This is a genomic window from Bradyrhizobium sp. USDA 4504 (assembly GCF_054063995.1).
Map to the genome: position 1 here is coordinate 2,580,974 of NZ_JBSSGV010000001.1, position 19,731 is coordinate 2,600,704.

The window sequence follows — 19,731 nt, forward strand, 5'->3', positions numbered from 1 at the left end:
ATTTGTTGCGCCACCCGTGAGTCACACACGGCGCGAGCAGATGCAGCTCCGGATTATACAAGCCGCTTCAACCCGCCTGCCGCGGCATTGTCCGCCAAAATCTTCTCCGGCCGGCGGGCGCGGAGCGCCATGCCGCCGGCGACGCCGACGCCGATCACGTACATCCAGCCCTCGTGAAAATCGGACAGATGCGAATTGAGCAGCGAGCTTGTGATGTTCTGCACGACCACGGCGAGTCCGATCCAGCTCACGAGATCGCGGCCGGCGAACAGCCTGACGTGGCTGATCCACATCGCGTAGAGCAGCAGGATGCCGATCAACCCCCACTGGACCCCGACATTGAGGGTCTGGTTGTGCGGGTTGTTGATCACCTCGGCCTCAAGGCCGGCTTGTCCGACGGCATCCTGCGTGAACATGCGCCTGATCGCGCCGGTGCCGTGCCCGAGCGGCGCCTCGCCGATGAACTTCACCGACTTCCGCCAATAGGTCAGGCGCTGCGCCGTGGAAGCGATGCCTGACGTATCGTGGGCCCGATACTCGATGCCGACGTCGGCGATGCGCTGGCGGAGGTAGGGAGACGTGGTCCAGACCACGAGGCTGGTGACCGCGACGCCGGCGAACAGCAGCCGCGTGGCGCGCCGCGACAGATGCAGCGACGCGAACAGGATCAACAGCACCGGCATGTAGCCCAGCGCGGCCCGCGCCGAGACGACATAAAGCATGTTGGCGACGAACAGCAGCATCAGCGCGATGGCGCCGGCAGCGAAGCGCCATTGCCGGGCCCGCAGCGTCGTCAATGCCGGCAGTGCCAGCGCGAACGCACAGAGCGCGAACTCCTGACTCTGGTCGAGGTAGTTCTTGACCGGCACGCCGTCGGATGCGGTGTGCGCGAGCTTGAGCTGCGGCAGCGCCAGCACGATCCAGGACAGGATCATCAGCACCGTGCAGGACACCAGGAAGGCCAGGAACACCCAGAGCCCGCGTTGCGAGCGCTGGAAGTAGCCGAGCAGGAACGGCAGCAGCAGCAGCTTGCCGAGCGGCTTGATGCCCTGCAGCCGCTCGGCCCAACTCGTCTCCGACCACGCCACACCGATCACGGCGAGTGCGACCAGCGCGATCGGCAACGCAAAGGAAGGCCGCGCGAGGTCGAGCACGAACTGCTCCCAGTCGATGGTCGGGATCACGGCGACAAGCCAGAGCAGCATGAAGACGGCGAGTGCCGTGGTCGACCAGGGTAGCGACGCCGTGGCCAAGGCGATCAGGGTATCGGTGGCGCGGACATAGGCGACTGAGGCGGACCAGGTGCGGACGCGATCGCGCCATCGTGCTGGCGGTTCGATTGCGAGACCAATGGCGTCGGAATCGGTGCTCATGACCGGTTACACGCCGTGCGCGGTTGCACCGTTGAAGGTCGCCATCGCGGCGGTGAGCGCCGCAGCAGCGGCCGCGACGTCCGGGGCAGCACGATGCGACAGCAGGTCGCGCGCCTGGGTGTGGTGGCCGAAGCGCTCGGCCAGCTCGGCCCGCCGCGCGCGGATCCGGTCGCGCCATTGCTCTTGCTGCGCCAGCACGCGTCGCACCGAGGCGCAGATCGAGTCGGTCGAGAACGGATCGAAATAGTCGGCAAGCTCGCCCGCGACCTCACGGAACACGGCAATATCGGAGCACAGCACAGGAGTGTTGGCCGCGAATGCCTCGATGATCGGGACGCCAAAGCCTTCGGCGAGGCTCGGCATGATCAGGCCATGCGCGTCCGCGATCAGTGCCGCCTTCTCGTGCTCGTCGACATAGCCGGAGAAGCGGACGTTCTTCGGCAGGTTGCGCGCCTGGTTGGCGCCGCCGGCATAGCCGATCACGACGAGATCGGCCTCCGGCAACTTGCGGAAGGCGTGGATGACGGCGGCGAGGTTCTTGCGGGGCTCGTTCGAGACGATGACGACGAAGCTCGGCCGTGCCGGGACCGCGGTTGGCGCCGGTACAAGCGGCGCTTCCGCGACGTCGAAACGGGTTCGCGGATAGACCACTCGCGCCGGAATGTGCGCATATTGCGGGAGCAGGGCGCGGAAGCGGTTCATGCTGTAGTTCGAGACGAAGGCGAGCTCGTCAGCCTGATTCACGCTGGTGAAAAAGCGCGACAGGAACAGGCGTGTTGCGATGTCATCCAGCTTGAGATCGGTGATCGGTAACAGGTCATGCACGACGCAAATCACCTTTGCGCCCGGGCGGCGCTGGATCGCAACCCGCGTCGGGGTGTCGACGAGAATGACGTCGTAGTCGCGCGCATCGACCCGCGGTGGCGGCAACCGGGTCAGGGCCGAGGTGTCCTGATAGCTGTAGAAGCCGGGCTCGAGCAGGAAATCGCCGAACAATTCGAGATCGCGCAAATCGGTCGGAATGTATTCGAGGCCCTCGGTCCGGTTCTCGATCAGCTTGACGCTGGTCGGCAGCAGATGAATCGAGCGCAGGAAGGCGATGATGAATTCGAGCGAGGTCGCCGCGTCGAGCTTGTGCTTGAACCAGCTGACGGTGCGGCGCAGGCCGCCGCGCATGATCGGCGAGTTCATGTCGGTTTCATCGAGGTAACGATAGAGCGCGAGCAGGTCGGTTTCGTCGAAGCGGCGCGGCGTTCCGGGCGCAACGCCCGGCAGGCAGGGATAGCCGCCCGCCATCACCGTCGACACGAACTCCTCAAACGGAACCTGGGCGATCCGGCAGGCTTCCGCGATCGCAAGGTCGAATCGGGCAGACGTCATGGAGCGGTCCGTGGCGATGGCGGCAGTGCCGGACTCCGTGACACCCGCTGGCGAGCGCGCGAACCTTGTCCGGAGATGATTTTGTTTCCCACAAGTGGGAAAATATCACACGTCAAGTGAGGTGGGATTGTGTCCCACGGCGCGGACGGCTAAAAGTTAGGCATGAATGCCAAGGCCCCGAAGTCGAAGGTGGGATCGTTCGCGCCGATCGCCGCAGCGAAGCTGCACACGCCGCTGGCGCGGATGTTCCGCCCGCTGGTGCGGCTTTGCATCCGCGGCGGCATGACGTTTCCGGCGCTGACCCAGCTGCTGCGCGAGCTCTATGTCAACGTCGCCGAGCACGACTTCGCGCTCGAGGGCAAGGAGCAGACCGACAGCCGCGTCAGCCTGCTGACCGGCATCCACCGCAAGGAGGTGGCGCGGCTGCGCGGCGCCGGCGCGCCGGTCAATGCAGTGCCGGCGACGCTGTCGCGCACCAGCGCGATCATCGCGCGCTGGCTGGCCGGGCCCGAGTTCACCGATGCCAAGGGCGATCCGCTGCCGCTGCCGCGCACCGCGGACGGAGGCGCGCCGTCGTTCGAGACGCTGGTCGAATCGATCACCAAGGATGTGCGGCCGCGCGCCGTGCTGGACGAATGGCTCGACCGCAAGCTCGTCACCATCAATGACGACGACGAGATCATGCTGGTCGAGGAGGCCTTCGTGCCGCATGGCGACGACGACCGCAAATGGCACTATCTCGGCCGCAACCTGCATGATCACGTGGCGGCCGCCGAGATGAACGTGTCGTCGGCCGCGCCGCGCTTCCTCGAACGCGCGGTGCATTACGACGGCCTGTCGGCGAAGCTGGCGAAACGGCTCGAGGGCCGCTCGCGCGAGCTGGCGATGGAGGCGCTCAAGGTCGCCAACCGCGAGGCCAACCGCGCGCTCGCAAAAGACAAGGGCGGCGACTATCGCTTGAATTTCGGCATCTACATCTACCGCGAGGGGCCGGATGGTCCGGTCGATGACGATGCCGACGAAGGCGGTGCAGCGTGAAGCGCCCGCCGGTCATTTCGCGCCGCGCGCTGTTGGCAGCGTTCTGGCTTGCCGGAACGTCGCTCGCGGGCGCGCAGGTCAAGAAGCGCGGCAACGACCAGGGCAACGGCCCTGGCGGCGGTGGCGGTGGTCCGTTCGGGCCCGGCGGCGGATTCGGTGGCGGCGGACCGCCCGGCGGCATGGGCGGCGGCCGCCGCTGAAACCACAAACAAGATCGGCGCAAGCGAGACCGCTTGCGCCGATCTTCAGATCGATCGTCGTGAGATTGAGCTAGCCCGCGCTGAGCCGGACGCCGGCGCGGAGGAATTTCTGCGGATCGACCGCTTCGCCGTCGATGCGGGTTTCATAGTGCAGATGCGGACCGGTGGAGCGGCCGGTCGAGCCGACGGCGCCGATCACCTGGCCGATCTTGACGTATTCACCGACCTTGACGCCGATCTCGGAGAGATGGCCGTAGCGGGTCGAGAGCCCGTTGCCGTGATCGACCTCGACCATGCGGCCATAGCCGCCGGCCCAGCCCGCCGACACCACCTTGCCATTGGCGGTGACACGCACCGGATCGCCTTGCGCGGCGCGGAAGTCGAGGCCGGTATGCATTGCCGGCCGGCCGAGGAAGGGGTCGGAGCGCACGCCGAAGCCGCTGGTGAATTCGACTTCACCGACCACGGGCTTGCGGTAAGGCACCAGCGCCAGCGTCTGGTTCAGTCGCTGCATCTGTGCCCGGTTGATGTTGATGCGATAGAGCTGGCGTTCGAACGCGCCGGCGTCGGCAGAGAGTTTCACAGGGACAAAGGGCCCGCCCATGCCGGAGCGCGGCGTCGCCGCCTCGAGCTGCGCCATGTTGAGGCCGAGATCGGAGATCACGCCGCGCATCCGGCGCACCCTGGAATCGATGCTATCCTCGACCGAGGCGAGCGCGGCAACCTGGCGCCGCTCGACCTGGTCAAGCGAGGTCTGCAGGCGGACCAGCACGTTGTCGACGCCCTGGGCCTTGGCGAACTGGTTCGGCTGCATCTTGGCGATCAGTGGCGCGCGCGATTCCAGTCGTGCCTCGCGATCCGGCGGCGCCACGAAGATCACGGTGTCGCTGATCGGGGAGGGTTTCAGGGTGCCCGAGGACGGCGCCGCCTCGGCGCGGCCCTGCGGCTTGATCGATCCGGTGCTGGTGACGTCAGGCATCGCGCCGAGCGCGGTGGCGCGCGATTCCAGCGTCGACTGCCGCTTCATGATCTGGTCGAGCTTCTGGTCGAACTGCTCCTGGTCGAGCAGCTGGCGGCTGGTGGTGCGGTCGACCTTGGCGCGCAGCTCCGAGATGCGGTCCTCATAGGCGTATTGCATCTCGGCCTGGCGCGCGATCAGCCGGGTCAGCACGTCGTCGCGGAACGCGAAATAGGTCGCGGTCGCCGCCGACCACATGCCGAGCAGCACCACGGTGCCGACGATGATCCAGAACACCACCGGCCCGAACCGGACCTGCTTGCCGGCATGGACCAGTGTATAGCCCTCGCCGGAGGCCGCCACCGCCGCGGCGGCAGGTGCGGGGTGATGGGCTGCCGGACGGCGTACCGGCGTCCGGCCATGGTCCTGCGGATGATGGTGTTTGTGGTGTCCGGACCGGCTCGACATCGGTACTCCCGCGGCCGGTCGGACCAAGCTCCGTACGGCTAATTTGCGGGGCCGATTTGAGCTCGTCATGGTTAATTTTCTGGAAACGGAACCCGTCCCGTCAGAGCGCCCGGGCGGCCTCCAATACCGTTTCGGCGTGGCCGTCGACCTTCACATGACGCCAGATGCGGGCGACCTTTCCACCGGAATCGACCAGAACCGTCGTGCGAATAATTCCCATGAAGGTCCTGCCATACATGGATTTTTCGCCCCAGGCGCCATAGGCCTCCAGCATCTGGTGGGCCGGATCGGAGACCAGCGGCACCGACAGCTGGTGTTTGTTTCGAAATGACTCCTGCGCCTTAACCGTGTCGGCGGAAATGCCGACCACTTCGGTCCCTGCCGCTACGAACTCGCTTTTGAGCCGGGTGAAATCGATCGCCTCCCGGGTGCAGCCGGGGGTGTCGGCGCGGGGGTAGAAGAACAGCACCAGCTTCTTGCCGGCAAAATCCTTCAGCGAAACGCTGTCCCCGCCGTCGCGCGGCAGGTTGAAGCCAGGCGCCGCGGCGCCCTCGGCAAGTGTGACGGCGGACGAACTGGTCACGGTCGCGGCCGGCTCTCGCTTTAACGGTTTCGATGCCGCCTTGTGCGAGGCTTTGCTTCGAACACCCGCTGCGGTCGCCTTGGTCGTTTTCTTAGTTGTTTTCTTGGCCGCTGCCTTCTTCGCAACCGCTGTGCGGGTTTTCGTCGCGGACTTCCCAGTGCTTGCGCTTGCGGCGCGCGCAACCTTTGTTGCGACCCGCTTCCCGGTTGTGTTGGAGGATTTCTTGCGCGTTTTCTTGGACATACGCCTTCCTTTCGTCGCTTTCCGAAGCTCAACCATTGGGGTATTGCGGTCTTATTGGCGGCGGCCGGATTCGCACCGGCCGCTGGGCAAGTTTGATGGCCACGGAGTATGGTGACAAGGAATTCGACGCGTGACCCGTCCGCTTGCTGAATTGGCTTTTGATTGGTTGGTTTGGTCCGCTCTGGGGGCCATCGGCGAGTAACATGATTAGGCGAGGATAGGCGGCGATGCCGGCACAGGAGCGCTCGATACGGATCGACGGGCGCCCCGATGGCGGCGATCAGCTTCGCCGTCAGCACCGAGAGGCAATGGCAAGGAACACGTCGCCGCAGGGTCCAAATCCGCGCGCCGGGGCTGACCTCTCGCAATGGGAGGACGACGCTGCGTGGGACGAGCAGGATGAGGCGGCGGGCAACCGTGCGCGGCAATTGCTGGCGCGTTCCCACACCAACCTGCATCGCTTCACCGATTTCTGCTCCGGCATGCGGCGCTGGTTGAACGGCGAGCGCTGGATCCGTCGCATCGGACTGGTCCTCGTGGTGCTGGTCGCGATGTTCGCGACCTGCTTCGGCGGGCTGTGGTGGCGGCTCGGCGCCGGCCCGATCAATCTCGACATGGCGACGCCGTGGCTCGCCGCGGCGATCGAGGAGAACATCGGCCACGGCAACACGGTCGAGGTCGGCGGAACGCAGATCGAGCGCGCCGGCCGCGTCAGGATCGCGGTGCGCATCCGCGACATCATCGTCCGCGACCGCGACCATGCGGTGGTTGCGAGCGCGCCCAAGGCCGAAGTGCGCCTGTCGGGAACCGCGCTCTTGATGGGCCAGTTGCGGGCGGAGAGCCTCAATCTGGTCGACGCGGAGCTGTCGGTGCGCATCACGCCAGACGGCAATGTCACCGTGTCCGCCGGTGACACCGCAAAACCGCTGGCCACCGGCGTTGCCTCCAAGCGGGAGGCGGGGATGCCGCCGACATTCCCGCGTCCGACACCCGCAGCCCCGCCGCCGCCGGTTGCCTCGCCGCCAGCTGCCGCCGAGCCCTCCGCGGGCGCGTCCGATTCGGCTCAGAGCGGGCTGCTCGCCGGTCTCGATTGGCTCGACAGCCTCAGCATGACCGGCCTCGACGGGCAGAACCTCAACGAGATCGGCCTGAAGAACGGCAATCTCGTCGTCGACGATCAGCAGCGCGGCAACAAATGGAGCTTCGAGAACATCAGCCTCAGCCTGCGGCGCCCGAGCGGCGGCGGCGTCGCGCTCAGCTTCGGCGAGGAGGGCGCAAAGCCCTGGTCGGTGCGCGTGCTGGTCGGACCGCAGCAGAACGGCGTGCGCTCGGTCGACATCAAAGCCGACAAGGTTTCCACCCGGAACATCTTGCTCGCGCTCCGGACCAAGGATCTGACCTACACCGCCGACCTGCCGCTGTCGGGCGAGATGAAGGGCGAACTCGGCCGCGACGGCCTGCCGACATACTTCCGCGGCAAGATCAATGTCGGCGCCGGCAACATCATCGACACCGACACGCCCGACTATCCGATGCCGATCGATGCGGCCGAGATGAGCGTGGAATGGGATTCGGGTCGGCGCGTACTGCTGGCGCCGATCAAGGTCGTCTCGGGCGCCAACCGCATCACGCTGCTCGGCCATCTCGAGCCGCCGAACGACAACGTCACCGACTGGCAGGCCGGCCTGTCGGGCGGCACCATCGTGCTGGCCGGCGCCGACAAGAACGAACCACCGTTGATCTTCAATCGCATCAACATCGGCTTCCGGTTCGACACTGACAAGAAGCGCGTGCTGCTGACCCAGGCCGACATCTCCAATGGCGAGATCGGCGTCGCCGGAACCGGCAGCATCGACTATTCCGGCGAGCCGCGGCTGCAGCTCGGATTCGCCGGCACGCCGATGTCGGCCTCGGCCCTGAAACGGATGTGGCCGGTCATCATCGTGCCCGAGGTTCGCGAATGGGTGCTCGAGCGCATCGACCGCGGCACGCTCCAGCGTATCGATGTAGGCGTCAATTCGCCGGTGCACAACCTGTCGCGCAAGGGACCGCCGATTCCGGATGACGGCCTCTCGGTCAACATTGTCGCCTCGGGTGTCACGGTGCGTCCGGTGGATCAGATGCCCGCGGTGCATGACGCGGATCTGAAGGCCAGGGTGACCGGCCGCAGCGCGACCGTGACCATCAACCAGGGCATTGCCGACACGCCGGCGGGCCGCAAGATCACGCTGTCGGACTTCACCTTCGAGGTGCCGGACATGGCGCCGAAGCCGTCGCCGTCGAAGGTCAAGTTCCGGGTCGACTGTCCGGTGCCGGCTGCCGCCGAAATCCTCGCCTCCGACCGGCTCAGCGATCTCTCCGGTCCGCCGATCGATCCCAACGCCAGCAAGGGCAACGTCACCGCGACGATCAATCTCGGCATGCCCGTGAAGGGCGAGCTGACCAAGGCCGATACGCTCTACTCGGTCACCGCCGACATCGCCGGCGTTGCCGTCGACAAGCTGGTGATGAACCAGAAGCTCGAAGCCAACGCGCTGAAAGTGATTGCCAGCAATGCCGGCTTCCAGGTCAAGGGCGACGTCAAGATCAACGGGCAGGCGGCCTCGCTCGACTACCGCAAGCCGGCTGAGGGCGACGCCGACGTCAAGCTGCAGGCGACGCTGGACGATGCGAGCCGCGCGCGCCTCGGGCTCGACCTCGGTCCCGCGGTCTCGGGCGCGATCCCGATCAAGCTGAGCGGCAAGATCGGCAGCGGCGACAATCCCACCACCAAGATGGGCGTCGAGGCCGACCTGACCCAGCTCAAGCTCGACAACATCCTGCCGGGCTGGGTCAAGGCGCAGGGCCGGGCCGGCAAGGCGACCTTCAACGTGGTGCCGAAGGGGCAATCGACCCGGTTCGAGGATATCTCGATCGACGGCGCCGGCGTGTCGATCAAGGGGGCGCTCGAGGTCGACCAGAACGGCGATCTCATGAATGCGTACTTCCCGACCTACGCGCCGTCGGAAGGCGACAAGACCTCGCTGCGGGCCGATCGCGGTCCCGACGGCGTGATCAAGGTGACGATGCGCGGCGACGTGTTCGACGGCCGCGGCTTCCTGAAGTCGGCGATCTCCGGCCGCGATAGCGATCCCAAGAGCAAGACCAGGACCACCGATTTCGATGTCGACCTGAAACTCGGCGCGGTCGCAGGATTCAACGGCGAAGCGCTGCGCAGCGTCGACGCCAAGGTCTCGCGCCGCAACGGGTTCTTCAAGGCGTTCACGCTGAGCGGCAAGGTCGGTCGCGACACCCCCGTCACGGTCGATATGCGCGGACGCCAGCAGGGCCGCGAGGTGATCTATCTGCAGACCAGCGACGCCGGTGCGTTCCTGCGCTTCATCGACACCTATTCGAAGGTGGTCGGCGGCCAGCTTACGCTCGCGATGGAGCCGCCGATCCCTGAGCCGAGCCCCAGGGAAGGGCTCATCAATATCACCGGATTCTCGGTGAAGGGCGAAACCCAGCTCGATCGGGCCGTTGCCGGCGGGCCGGTCAGCACCCAGAACGGCATCGGGTTCGACGCGCTACGCGCCGAATTCACGCGCCAGAGCGGCCAGCTTTCGATCCGCAATGGTGTGGTCAAGGGACCGACCATCGGCGCGACCATCGAAGGCAGCATCGACTATATCGGCAACCAGGTGCGGATGAACGGCACCTTCATTCCGATGTACGGGTTGAACAACATGTTCGGCCAGATCCCGTTCTTCGGGATTTTCCTCGGCGCCGGCAGCAATGAAGGCCTGATCGGCGTGACCTACGAAGTGGTGGGAACGCCGAGCGCACCGGTGCTGCGCGTCAATCCGATCTCTGCGCTGGCGCCCGGCCTGACGCGCAAGATCTTCGAGTTCAAGCAGTACGGCCCGAACGATCTGCCGACGACGAACAACTAGAACGCTCGCTCATCGACGCCTGCTTTCAAGGTCGGTCGAGCTCGCGCGCTGACGCGCAGCGGCGGGTTCCTGTCCGCATTCATCCGAGGCTGCGACCAAGTCCGAGCGGCCCGCCGACCGGATGACGTTCGCGCAGGAACCTTGCCCTGTCTGGGATGTTGGAGAGCAATTCAACAACTCAGGAGGAACTCTCATGAGAGCCCTGTTATTGGCTGGTGTACTGGCGGTCGCCGGTTTCGCTATGGCCACGCCGATCTCCATTGCACCCGCGTCAGCTCAGGTTGCCGTTGATACTCCGCTCGGCGGCGTGAGAGTGGGCCCGGAGCCCCGTTACTACCGAGACTACGATCGACCCGCTTATCGCGCCTACGGGTATGATCGCGGATATCGCGGATGCCGCACCGTCACGATCGAGCGTGACGACGGATCGGTCCGGAGAGTTCGTCGCTGCGGCTAGCAGTACCGGACCAGAGGATCGACTTCCGGGCTTACAAGCCTGCTCGAGTCGGTTCTCGCAATCAAGGAATTGGAGCCATCGACTAGGGCCGCTGCTGTTGGCGGCCTGTTTCATTTCGCGAATGCCGCCTGTCGGCCCAAAGGCGTTGGCCCAAGGCCGGCATGCGTTCGTGTCGGATTCCACATCGCCTCCGCAGGGGCAAGCGGACGCGTCCGAACTCACCGTCGCAGCGCCGGCACCACCAGGAATGGGATCAGGCCGAGCACCACATTGACCAGCGCGAAGACGATCAGCGGATTGTAGCTGTGGGTCCAGTCGTGGATCAGGCCGCCGCCCCATGAGCCTAGCCCTGATCCAAGACCGCTGCCGATCATGATCGTGCCGTAGATCGTACCGACGCGCTCGCCGCGAAAAATCTTCAGCGCGGTCGCGGTGATCAACGGGCCGCGCGAGCCGATCATGCTGCCGAAGCAGATGATGAAGCCGGTCAGCAGCCAGTAGTTCGGATACCACTGCAGCAGCCAGAGCAGAATGATGCCGAGGATCGAGACGCCGTAGCTGAACAGCACCGAGGGCCGGCGGCCGATGATGCCGTCGAGGGTGGACACGCCGAGCATGCCGACGAACAGGGCTACGCCGGAGAAGCCCCAGGCGGTTGCCGCCTGTAGCGGCGGGAAGCCGACATCGATCAGATAGGCGACGATCTGCGCGGTCAGCGCATACATTGCGATCGCGGTGAAGAAGAAGGTGGAGAACAGCGCCCAGAAGGCGTGGTGGCGCATCGCGCTGAGCAGCGTCCAGCCTTCGTCGGCCAGACTAGCCTCTGCCTTTCTGACGATATGCGGCGATCCGCCGGCGAGCAGCCGCCACGGCAGAAAGACCAGAGGAACAAGCAGGCAGAGCGCGCCGACGCCGAACGCCTGATAGGCCTCGCGCCAGCCGATCCGGTCGATCAGAACCTGCGACAGCGGCAACAGCAGCAACAGGCCCGCGCCGGTCGCCGAATACATCACGGCCATCGCGGTCGGCAGGCGTGGTCCGAACCAGCGGCCGAGCAGGATCGAATTCGACACATTGCCGATCAGCGCGGTGCCGAAACCGACGCAGAGGCCGACGCTGAGCTGGAATTGCCAGAGCGCTTGCGCGCGCGAGGCGACGAGGAAGGCGCAACCGAGCAGCGAGAGGCCGAGCGCATAGACCAGGCGCGGACCCGAGCGGTCGAACAGGCGTCCGACCAGTGGCGCGGTCAGGCCGCTGGCGAGCCAGGTCAGCGAGTAGACCGACACCACAGAGGCGCGGTCCCAGCCGAAATTTTCCGAGATCGGTTTCAGGAAAACGGTGAAGCTGTCGCTAAGGCCGCGCCCAAGCACCGACAGCACGAAGCAGAGCGCGAGCACGTTCAGCGCGACGCGGGACTGCTTCGCCGGCGTTGCAAGCGTGACGTTCGGAGGCGTGGTCTGGTCCATCGGAAAGATGGGAGCGCGCTTTCCGCGCTCCCGACAACCGACAAATGCGAATGCGCCTATGCAGGCTTCAGCAGGACGTGGCGCTTCTTGCCGAGCGACAGTTTCACCACGCCTTCCGGCGTGAGATTGGCCGAAGTCAGCAGCATCTTCTCATCGGTCACGGCTGCATCGTTGACGCGCAGGCCGCCGCCCTTGATCTGCCGGCGCGCTTCGCCGTTGGAAGCGACGAGCTCGGCCTTGACGAAGGCGACCAGCACGCCGACGCCGGCTTCAAATTCGCCGCGCGGAATTTCCACCGTCGGCAAGGTTTCGGCCAGCGCACCTTCCTCGAAGGTGCGGCGCGCGGTCTCGGCGGCTTCGTTCGCTGCATCGCGGCCATGAAGCAGGGCGGTCGCTTCGGTCGCCAGCACCTTCTTGGCCTCGTTGATCTCGCCGCCGGCCAGCGCCGCAAGCTTGCTGATCTCGCTCATCGGCAGGATGGTGAACAGCTTGAGGAACTTGACGACGTCGGCGTCCTCGACATTGCGCCAGTACTGCCAGAAATCGTAGGGCGAGAACTGGTCGGCGTTGAGCCACACCGCGCCCTTGGCGGTCTTGCCCATCTTGTCGCCGGAGGCGGTGGTGAGCAGCGGCGTGGTCAGCGCGAACAGCTGCGGCGTGCCCATGCGGCGGCCGAGATCGACGCCGTTGACGATATTGCCCCACTGGTCGGAGCCGCCCATCTGCAGCCGGCAGCCCGCGCGGCGCGACAGCTCGACGAAGTCGTAGGCCTGGCAGACCATGTAGTTGAATTCGATGAAGCTCATCTCCTGCTCGCGCTCGAGCCGGAGCCGCACCGAGTCCATGGTCAGCATGCGGTTGACCGAGAAGTGCCGGCCGATGTCGCGCAGCATCTCGATCCAGTTCAATTTGGTCAGCCACTCGGCATTGTCGAGCATGATGGCGTCGGAAGGCCCGTTGCCATAGCGCAGCACCTTGGCGAACACGCCGCGGATCGAGACCTTGTTGGCTTCGATCTCCGCAACCGTGCGCATTGCGCGCGTCTCGTCCTTGCCCGAGGGGTCGCCGACCATCGTGGTGCCGCCGCCCATCAGCGTGATCGGCTTGTTGCCGCTCTGCTGCAGCCAGTACAGCATCATCATGGTGAGGAAGTTGCCGATGTGCAGCGACGGCGCGGTGCAGTCATAGCCGACATAGGCGGTCGCCTGGCCCTTCGCGGCAAGCGCGTCGAGGCCCTCGAAATCGGAGCACTGGTGGACGAAGCCGCGTTCCTGTAAAGTGTTCAGGAAATCCGATTTAAATGCAGTCATTTGTCGGCGAGCCAGATCATTCTTGTTTTACGGTTTTTGCATCTATTTGCGGAACCTTGATGCTTGAGGCTGCCGCAGGCGGACGCGCAGTGGCATTATAGGATGTACTTGTTTGAGACAAGCCGGGGGTTCCCGGCTGGGGCGCTTCCAGCATGATGTTAACGGCACTCGGTCTGATGAGCGGCACCTCGCTCGACGGGGTCGACGTGGCATTGATCGAGACCGACGGCCGCCAGATCAAGGCCTTCGGCCCCTCGGGCTATCGGCCTTATACCGAAGGCGAGCGCAGCCTGCTGCGCCAGGCGCTGACGGAGGCGGTCCATCTGTCGCGGCGCGACGCCCGGCCGGGGATTTTGCGGCAGGCCGAGCAGGCCGTCACCACGGCCCATGCCGAGGCGGTCGCCAGCTTCACAGCACAGCACCGGATCTCGGCCCAGGATATCGACATCGTCGGGTTCCATGGCCAGACCGTGCTGCATCGCCCCGAGCGGAGGTTGACGGTGCAGATCGGCGATGCCCTGGCGCTCGCCAAGGTGATCCACATTCCGGTGATGCACGATTTCCGTGCCGCCGACGTCGAGGCCGGCGGGCAGGGCGCGCCGTTCGTGCCGGTCTACCACCGCGCGCTGGCGCAATCGCTAAACCGCGAGGGGCCGATCGTCGTGGTCAATATCGGCGGCGTCTCCAACATCACGTATATCGACGGCACGGACACGCTGATCGCCTGCGACACCGGGCCGGGCAATGCGCTGCTCGACGACTTCATGTTCCGTCAGATGCATCAGCCGTTCGACACCGCCGGCAAGTTCGCCGCAATGGGCAAGCCCGACGACGCCTGGATCGCACAGGCGCTGAAGCTGCCGTTCTTTGCGCTGCCGCCGCCGAAATCGCTCGACCGCAACGACTTCGCCAGTCTCAAGCTCGGCGCCGTGGCGCCGGCCGATGGCGCCGCGACGTTGACCGCCTTCACGGCCGCGGCCATCGCCCGCGTCGTGCCGCTGCTGCCGAAACAGCCGAAAAGCTGGATCATCTGTGGCGGCGGCGCCTCCAACCTCACGATGCTGCGGATGCTGCGCGAGCGCCTCGCGCCGGCGACCGTCGAGCCGGCCGAGGCGCTCGCGCTGGGCGGCGGATGCGATCGAGGCGCAGGCGTTCGGCTTCCTTGCCGCGCGCGGCATGAAGGGCCTGCCTCTGAGCTACCCTGCCACAACGGGGGTGCCGATCCCGATGACCGGGGGCATTATCGCGCGACCGTGATTTAGATGCAAATGCATCTACCTTGACAGTTCCATGCCGCTGCATTTAATTCGATGCAGTTGCATTGAACGCGAGGTTCGTCATGGCCGCCCTGAAACTGATCAGCCACAAGCTCTGCCCCTATGTGCAACGCGCGGTGATCGCGCTGCGTGAGAAGGGCGTGCCGTTCGAGCGGATCGACATCGATCTCGCCAGGAAGCCGGACTGGTTCCTGAAGATCTCGCCGCTCGGCAAGGTGCCGGTGCTGGTGGTGACGCGCGACGACGGCAAGGAGGTCGCGCTGTTCGAGAGCAACGTGATCTGCGAGTACATCGAGGAGACGCAGGCGGGGGCGAAGCTGCACCCACAGGATCCTCTTGTCCGCGCCGAGCATCGCGCCTGGATGGAGTTCGGCTCGGCCATTCTCGGCGATCTCTGGGGGCTCGAGACTGCCACCGATGCCGCGGCCTTCGAGAGCAAGCGGCAGGCGGTCGTGGCAAAATTCGCGCGCGTCGAGGCCGCACTCGGCGCTGGTCCGTTCTTCGCTGGCCAGAATTTCAGTCTGGTGGATGCGGTGTTCGCGCCGATCTTCCGCTATTTCGATCTGTTCGACCAGCTGACCGATCTCGCTGTTTTCACGCACACGCCAAAACTTCGCGCCTGGCGCAGCGCGCTGGCACAGCGGCCGAGCGTACGCAGTGCGGTGTCGCCTGACTATCCGGCGCTGCTGCATGCGTTCCTGGTCGGCCACCGCGCGCATATGCTGAAGCTCGCCGCGTAAGCCATGTCGCATTCGGTTGCCTGGATCGCGCTCGTCGTCGCCGGCCTGCTGGACGTCGGCTGGGCGATTTCGATGAAATATGCCGAAGGCTATACGCGGCTCGGCTGGACGCTGGTCTCGCTGCTGCTGCTCGCCGCGTTCGTGTTCCTGCTCGGACGCGCGCTGCAGGTGCTCGGTGTCGGCGTCGCCTACACGGTGTGGACCGGCATCGGCGCGGCCGGCACGCTGGCCATGGGCGTGCTGCTGTTCAACGAGGCGCTCAATCCGATGAAGGTCGCAGGGATTGCGCTGGTGCTGGTCGGGATTGCGGCGCTGAAGCTGGCGCCGGAATAGGTCAGTGCCGTAGCCCGGATGAGCGCAGCGATATCCGGGGTCTTGTCGGCCGCGACCCGCACGTCGCTTCGCTCATGCGGGCTACAAGGTCGGCGTCGTCAGCGCACGTTGGCGAGACGCATGTCGAGATAGCCGGTCACCGTCTCCATCAGCGGCTCGAGCTTGCCGTCGAAGAAGTGGTTGGCGCCGGGGATGACCTGCTGGTCGATCACGATGCCCTTCTGCGTCTTCAGCTTCTCGACGAGCGTGTTGACGTCCTTGGGCGGCACCACGGCATCCTTGTCGCCGTGCACGATCAGGCCCGACGACGGGCAGGGCGCGAGGAACGAGAAGTCGTAGAGATTGGCGGGCGGCGCGATCGAGATGAATCCCTCGACCTCCGGCCGGCGCATCAGAAGCTGCATGCCGATCCAAGCGCCGAACGAGAAGCCCGCAACCCAGCAGGCACGGGCCTCCGGATTGATCGCCTGCGCCCAGTCGAGCGCGCTCGCGGCGTCGGACAATTCGCCGGTGCCGTGATCGAACGAGCCCTGGCTGCGGCCGACGCCACGGAAGTTGAAGCGCAGCACCGAGAAGCCGCGATGCGCGAACGCGTAGTAGCACTGATAGACGATCTGGTGGTTCATCGTGCCGTGGAACTGCGGATGCGGATGCAGGATCATCGCAATCGGCGCGTTCTTCTGCTTGGCCGGGTGGTAGCGGCCCTCGAGGCGGCCAGCAGGGCCGGTGAAAATGACTTCAGGCATTGTGTTCCCTTGATTGCCGCGTTCCCTTGATTGACGTCGATCAATCAACCGGTTGGAGCCATCTTCAGCGACGGTTCGCGAACAGAGCAGCTCGTGATGAAATCGGCGCAGGCACCGCCGCGCGGCACGCTGGAGGCCTTCTAGCATGACGCAAGGGGCAAAAATCAAGGAAATTGTGCCGCTTGGCGGTCGCGAATCCGCGTCGCGACGCGCACGTTGCCGACGCGGCGACGGCGATCCGGATCGACACGGCCGGATTGCTTCGGAGGCTACCTGAAGTTTCAGTCTGTCAAAATGCGATCGCGCTTGGGGGACCGCGAACGCCGTGTCTGGCTGCAGCGCGAGGCTCCCGCCGCGCGGGAAAAATCTCCCGTGCCGGTGACGTCTGATCTGGTCTCGGTCGTTAACTGTCGTTATCTCGCAGTGAAGGCCGCAACCATGGTGGTTGCCGCGGATAGCTCCATGGACGATCGCGTCTATCTCGACTGGAATGCCACCACGCCGCTTCGCCAGGAGGCGAAGGCGGCGATGGCTGCGGCGTGGGAATTGATCGGCAACCCGTCCTCGGTGCACAGCGAGGGACGGCGGGCGCGACGGCTGCTTGAGGATGCCCGCAATGCCGTGGCGAAGGCGGTCGGCGGCCGGCCGCGGGACGTGGTGTTTCTCTCCGGTGGGACCGAAGCCAATGCGCTCGCACTGACGCCGGGATTGCGCCGCGCTGCGGGCGCGCCGGTGCAGCGGCTCCTGGTGTCGGCGATCGAGCACGCGTCCGTGCTCGCGGGCGGTCGGTTTGCGACGGAGGCGACCTCCGCAATCCATGTCACGCGGGCCGGTGTGATCGATCTCAACCATCTGCGCGCACTGCTGGCCGATGGTCCGCCGGCTCTGGTCTCGGTGATGCTGGCGAACAACGAGACCGGTGCCATTCAGCCGGTGGCTGATGTCGCCGAAATCGTCCATGCGGCTGGCGGGCTGCTGCATGTCGATGCGATCCAGGCGTTCGGCAAGATCCCGTTCGATCTGGCCTCGACGCAGGCCGACCTGGTGACGCTGTCGGCGCACAAGATCGGCGGACCGAAGGGCGCAGGCGCGCTGGTGCTCGCCGAGGGCGTCGAGGGCCTTGAGGCGTTTCTGCGCGGCGGCGGGCAGGAGCTCGGGCGGCGGGCAGGGACCGAGAATATCGCCGGCATCGCCGGGTTCGGTGCGGCCGCCAAGGCCGCGATGGCGGCGCTGAAGGCCGATGCAGCCCGCGTCAGGGGACTGCGCGACCGGCTCGAGCACGGGCTGCGGCAGACGCCGGACGTGCTGGTGTTCTCCGATGACGTCAAGCGGTTGCCTAATACCGTTCTGTTCACGGCGCCCGGAATGAAGGCCGAGACGGCGGTCATCGGGTTCGACCTTGGGGGAATCGCGGTCTCGTCCGGTTCCGCCTGCTCCTCGGGCAAGGTCCAGCCGTCCCACGTGCTGGAGGCAATGGGATACCGTTCGGAGGTGTCCCAGGGAGCGGTGCGGCTTAGTCTTGGCTGGTCTACCACGGAGACAGACGTGGATTTGACCCTCAAGGCTTGGCGAAAGCTCGCCGATACCTTAGTTAAGGGGGGACGACGAAACACAGCTTGAACTGTTCTAAGCGGATTTCGTCATCAAAGCATCGTAAGAGATTTTCGGAACTTGAGATCCACCGCGGTCCTTGAAACCGCGAGCGGAGGATTGAATGCCTGCTGTACAAGAGACGGTCGAGCGCGTCCGGCGCATCGACGTCGACCAGTATCGATATGGGTTTGAGACGCTGATCGAGTCCGACAAGGCCCCGAAGGGGCTGTCGGAAGACACCGTCCGCTTCATCTCCGCAAAGAAGAACGAACCGGCCTGGATGCTGGAATGGCGCCTGGAGGCGTATCGCCGCTGGCTGACCATGACCGAGCCGACCTGGGCGCGCGTCGACTATCCGAAGATCGACTACCAGGACATCTACTACTACGCGGCGCCGAAGCCGAAGAAGACGCTGTCCTCGATCGACGAGATCGATCCGGAAATCCTCAAGACCTACGAGAAGCTCGGTATCCCCTTGCGCGAGGTCGCGATCCTCGAGGGCGTCGAGCCGCCGCCCGGTGGCGAGCAGACGCCGAACCGCAAGATCGCGGTCGACGCCGTGTTCGATTCGGTTTCTGTTGCGACCACCTTCCAGAAGGAGCTGAAGGCGGCCGGCGTGATCTTCATGCCGATCTCGGAGGCGATCCGCGAGCATCCCGAGCTGGTGCAGAAATATCTCGGCACCGTGGTGCCGACCTCGGACAATTACTTCGCGACATTGAATTCGGCTGTGTTCTCCGACGGCTCGTTCGTCTACGTGCCGCCGGGCGTGCGCTGCCCGATGGAGCTGTCGACCTATTTCCGCATCAACGAGCGCAACACCGGCCAGTTCGAGCGCACGCTGATCATCGCCGACAAGGGCTCCTACGTCTCCTATCTCGAGGGCTGCACCGCGCCGCAGCGCGACGAGAACCAGCTGCACGCCGCCGTGGTCGAGCTCGTCACGCTCGACGATGCCGAGATCAAATATTCGACGGTGCAGAACTGGTATCCGGGCAATTCGGAAGGCAAGGGCGGCATCTACAATTTCGTCACCAAGCGTGGCGACTGCCGTGGTCGCAATTCGAAGATCTCCTGGACCCAGGTCGAGACCGGTTCGGCGATCACCTGGAAATATCCGAGCTGCATCCTGCGCGGCGACAATTCGAGCGGCGAGTTCTACTCGATCGCGATCTCGAACGGCTTCCAGCAGGTCGACAGCGGCACCAAGATGATCCATCTCGGCAAGAATACGTCGAGCCGGATCATCTCCAAGGGCATCGCCGCCGGCAAGTCGCAGAACACCTATCGCGGCCTGGTCAGCGCGCACCGCAAGGCCACCGGCGCGCGCAACTACACCGCCTGCGACTCGCTTCTGATCGGCGACAAGTGCGGCGCGCACACCGTGCCCTATGTCGAGGCCAAGAATTCCTCGGCGACGTTCGAGCATGAAGCGACGACGTCGAAGATTTCCGAGGACGTGCTGTTCTACTGTATCCAGCGCGGGCTCTCGCAGGAGGAAGCCGTCGGCCTCGTCGTCAACGGCTTCGTGAAGGACGTGCTGCAGCAACTGCCGATGGAGTTCGCGGTGGAAGCGCAGAAGCTGATCTCGATCAGCCTTGAAGGTTCGGTTGGCTAATCCATCCCGCCAACGG

The 19,731-nt window shown here is 65.3% G+C and carries 14 protein-coding genes and 1 pseudogene; 8 read left to right on the forward strand and 7 right to left on the reverse strand.

Annotated elements, in window-relative coordinates; all coding sequences use genetic code 11:
• Positions 1–53: 53 nt before the first annotated feature.
• Complete coding sequence (locus ACVMB1_RS11610; protein ID WP_141342566.1) at positions 54–1,373, reverse strand: O-antigen ligase family protein; 1,320 nt, start codon at positions 1,371–1,373, stop codon at positions 54–56.
• Positions 1,374–1,379: 6 nt separating this feature from the next.
• Positions 1,380–2,753 (reverse strand): glycosyltransferase family 4 protein, encoded by a 1,374-nt coding sequence (locus ACVMB1_RS11615; protein ID WP_244558944.1) that lies wholly within the window; start codon positions 2,751–2,753, stop codon positions 1,380–1,382.
• Positions 2,754–2,915: 162 nt separating this feature from the next.
• On the opposite strand from ACVMB1_RS11615, the gene ACVMB1_RS11620 reads away from it, so the two are divergent.
• Positions 2,916–3,791 (forward strand): DUF6502 family protein, encoded by an 876-nt coding sequence (locus tag ACVMB1_RS11620; protein WP_076832283.1) that lies wholly within the window; start codon positions 2,916–2,918, stop codon positions 3,789–3,791.
• Complete coding sequence (locus ACVMB1_RS11625) at positions 3,788–3,991, forward strand: hypothetical protein (RefSeq protein ID WP_076832286.1); 204 nt, start codon at positions 3,788–3,790, stop codon at positions 3,989–3,991. Before ACVMB1_RS11620 ends, ACVMB1_RS11625 begins: the two co-directional genes overlap by 4 nt.
• A 70-nt stretch (positions 3,992–4,061) precedes the next feature.
• Here ACVMB1_RS11625 and ACVMB1_RS11630 read toward each other — a convergent pair whose 3' ends face one another.
• Entirely contained in the window at positions 4,062–5,417 is a 1,356-nt protein-coding gene (locus tag ACVMB1_RS11630; RefSeq protein WP_076832288.1) for a M23 family metallopeptidase, read from the reverse strand.
• 100 nt (positions 5,418–5,517) lie between these two features.
• Complete coding sequence (locus tag ACVMB1_RS11635; RefSeq protein ID WP_200844516.1) at positions 5,518–6,243, reverse strand: peroxiredoxin; 726 nt, start codon at positions 6,241–6,243, stop codon at positions 5,518–5,520.
• 227 nt (positions 6,244–6,470) lie between these two features.
• Between ACVMB1_RS11635 and ACVMB1_RS11640 the strand changes: the two genes are divergently transcribed.
• Positions 6,471–10,175 (forward strand): YhdP family protein, encoded by a 3,705-nt coding sequence (locus ACVMB1_RS11640; RefSeq protein WP_141342565.1) that lies wholly within the window; start codon positions 6,471–6,473, stop codon positions 10,173–10,175.
• A 675-nt stretch (positions 10,176–10,850) separates the two neighbouring features.
• On the opposite strand, the gene ACVMB1_RS11645 is transcribed toward ACVMB1_RS11640, so the two are convergent.
• Positions 10,851–12,098, reverse strand: a complete 1,248-nt coding sequence (locus ACVMB1_RS11645) for an MFS transporter (RefSeq protein WP_076832296.1) — start codon at positions 12,096–12,098, stop codon at positions 10,851–10,853.
• A 56-nt stretch (positions 12,099–12,154) separates the two neighbouring features.
• Positions 12,155–13,408, reverse strand: a complete 1,254-nt coding sequence (gene tyrS, locus ACVMB1_RS11650) for a tyrosine--tRNA ligase (protein WP_057020016.1) — start codon at positions 13,406–13,408, stop codon at positions 12,155–12,157.
• Positions 13,409–13,560: 152 nt separating this feature from the next.
• Between tyrS and ACVMB1_RS11655 the strand changes: the two are divergent.
• The 3 genes and pseudogenes from ACVMB1_RS11655 to ACVMB1_RS11665 all read left to right on the forward strand — a co-directional run bounded on the left by ACVMB1_RS11655 (position 13,561) and on the right by ACVMB1_RS11665 (position 15,758).
• A pseudogene (locus tag ACVMB1_RS11655) lies at positions 13,561–14,665 on the forward strand (anhydro-N-acetylmuramic acid kinase).
• An 82-nt stretch (positions 14,666–14,747) separates the two neighbouring features.
• Positions 14,748–15,425 (forward strand): glutathione S-transferase family protein, encoded by a 678-nt coding sequence (locus tag ACVMB1_RS11660; RefSeq protein ID WP_141342564.1) that lies wholly within the window; start codon positions 14,748–14,750, stop codon positions 15,423–15,425.
• Positions 15,426–15,428: 3 nt separating this feature from the next.
• Positions 15,429–15,758: a DMT family transporter gene (locus tag ACVMB1_RS11665; RefSeq protein WP_028332217.1), complete on the forward strand. Its 330-nt coding sequence runs from the start codon at positions 15,429–15,431 to the stop codon at positions 15,756–15,758.
• 98 nt (positions 15,759–15,856) lie between these two features.
• Here ACVMB1_RS11665 and ACVMB1_RS11670 read toward each other — a convergent pair whose 3' ends face one another.
• Positions 15,857–16,504, reverse strand: a complete 648-nt coding sequence (locus ACVMB1_RS11670; protein WP_016843213.1) for an alpha/beta hydrolase — start codon at positions 16,502–16,504, stop codon at positions 15,857–15,859.
• Positions 16,505–16,966: 462 nt separating this feature from the next.
• On the opposite strand from ACVMB1_RS11670, the gene ACVMB1_RS11675 reads away from it, so the two are divergent.
• Both ACVMB1_RS11675 and sufB read left to right on the forward strand, forming a co-directional pair.
• Positions 16,967–18,124 (forward strand): cysteine desulfurase family protein, encoded by a 1,158-nt coding sequence (locus tag ACVMB1_RS11675; RefSeq protein ID WP_253590347.1) that lies wholly within the window; start codon positions 16,967–16,969, stop codon positions 18,122–18,124.
• 94 nt (positions 18,125–18,218) lie between these two features.
• The gene (gene sufB, locus ACVMB1_RS11680) at positions 18,219–19,715 is read left to right on the forward strand and encodes a Fe-S cluster assembly protein SufB (RefSeq protein ID WP_038380064.1); all 1,497 of its coding nucleotides are present in this window, start codon (positions 18,219–18,221) and stop codon (positions 19,713–19,715) included.
• The last annotated feature ends 16 nt before the right edge of the window (positions 19,716–19,731 follow it).

Excerpts from the sequence above, each read along its gene's own strand:
- ACVMB1_RS11610 (WP_141342566.1), bottom strand. The coding sequence starts at position 1,373 with ATGAGCACCGATTCCGACGCCATTGGTCTCGCAATCGAACCGCCAGCA.
- ACVMB1_RS11615 (WP_244558944.1), bottom strand. The coding sequence starts at position 2,753 with ATGACGTCTGCCCGATTCGACCTTGCGATCGCGGAAGCCTGCCGGATC.
- ACVMB1_RS11620 (WP_076832283.1), top strand. The coding sequence starts at position 2,916 with ATGAATGCCAAGGCCCCGAAGTCGAAGGTGGGATCGTTCGCGCCGATC.
- ACVMB1_RS11630 (WP_076832288.1), bottom strand. The coding sequence starts at position 5,417 with ATGTCGAGCCGGTCCGGACACCACAAACACCATCATCCGCAGGACCAT.
- ACVMB1_RS11635 (WP_200844516.1), bottom strand. The coding sequence starts at position 6,243 with ATGTCCAAGAAAACGCGCAAGAAATCCTCCAACACAACCGGGAAGCGG.
- ACVMB1_RS11640 (WP_141342565.1), top strand. The coding sequence starts at position 6,471 with ATGCCGGCACAGGAGCGCTCGATACGGATCGACGGGCGCCCCGATGGC.
- ACVMB1_RS11645 (WP_076832296.1), bottom strand. The coding sequence starts at position 12,098 with ATGGACCAGACCACGCCTCCGAACGTCACGCTTGCAACGCCGGCGAAG.
- tyrS (WP_057020016.1), bottom strand. The coding sequence starts at position 13,408 with ATGACTGCATTTAAATCGGATTTCCTGAACACTTTACAGGAACGCGGC.
- ACVMB1_RS11660 (WP_141342564.1), top strand. The coding sequence starts at position 14,748 with ATGGCCGCCCTGAAACTGATCAGCCACAAGCTCTGCCCCTATGTGCAA.
- ACVMB1_RS11665 (WP_028332217.1), top strand. The coding sequence starts at position 15,429 with ATGTCGCATTCGGTTGCCTGGATCGCGCTCGTCGTCGCCGGCCTGCTG.
- ACVMB1_RS11670 (WP_016843213.1), bottom strand. The coding sequence starts at position 16,504 with ATGCCTGAAGTCATTTTCACCGGCCCTGCTGGCCGCCTCGAGGGCCGC.
- ACVMB1_RS11675 (WP_253590347.1), top strand. The coding sequence starts at position 16,967 with ATGGACGATCGCGTCTATCTCGACTGGAATGCCACCACGCCGCTTCGC.
- sufB (WP_038380064.1), top strand. The coding sequence starts at position 18,219 with ATGCCTGCTGTACAAGAGACGGTCGAGCGCGTCCGGCGCATCGACGTC.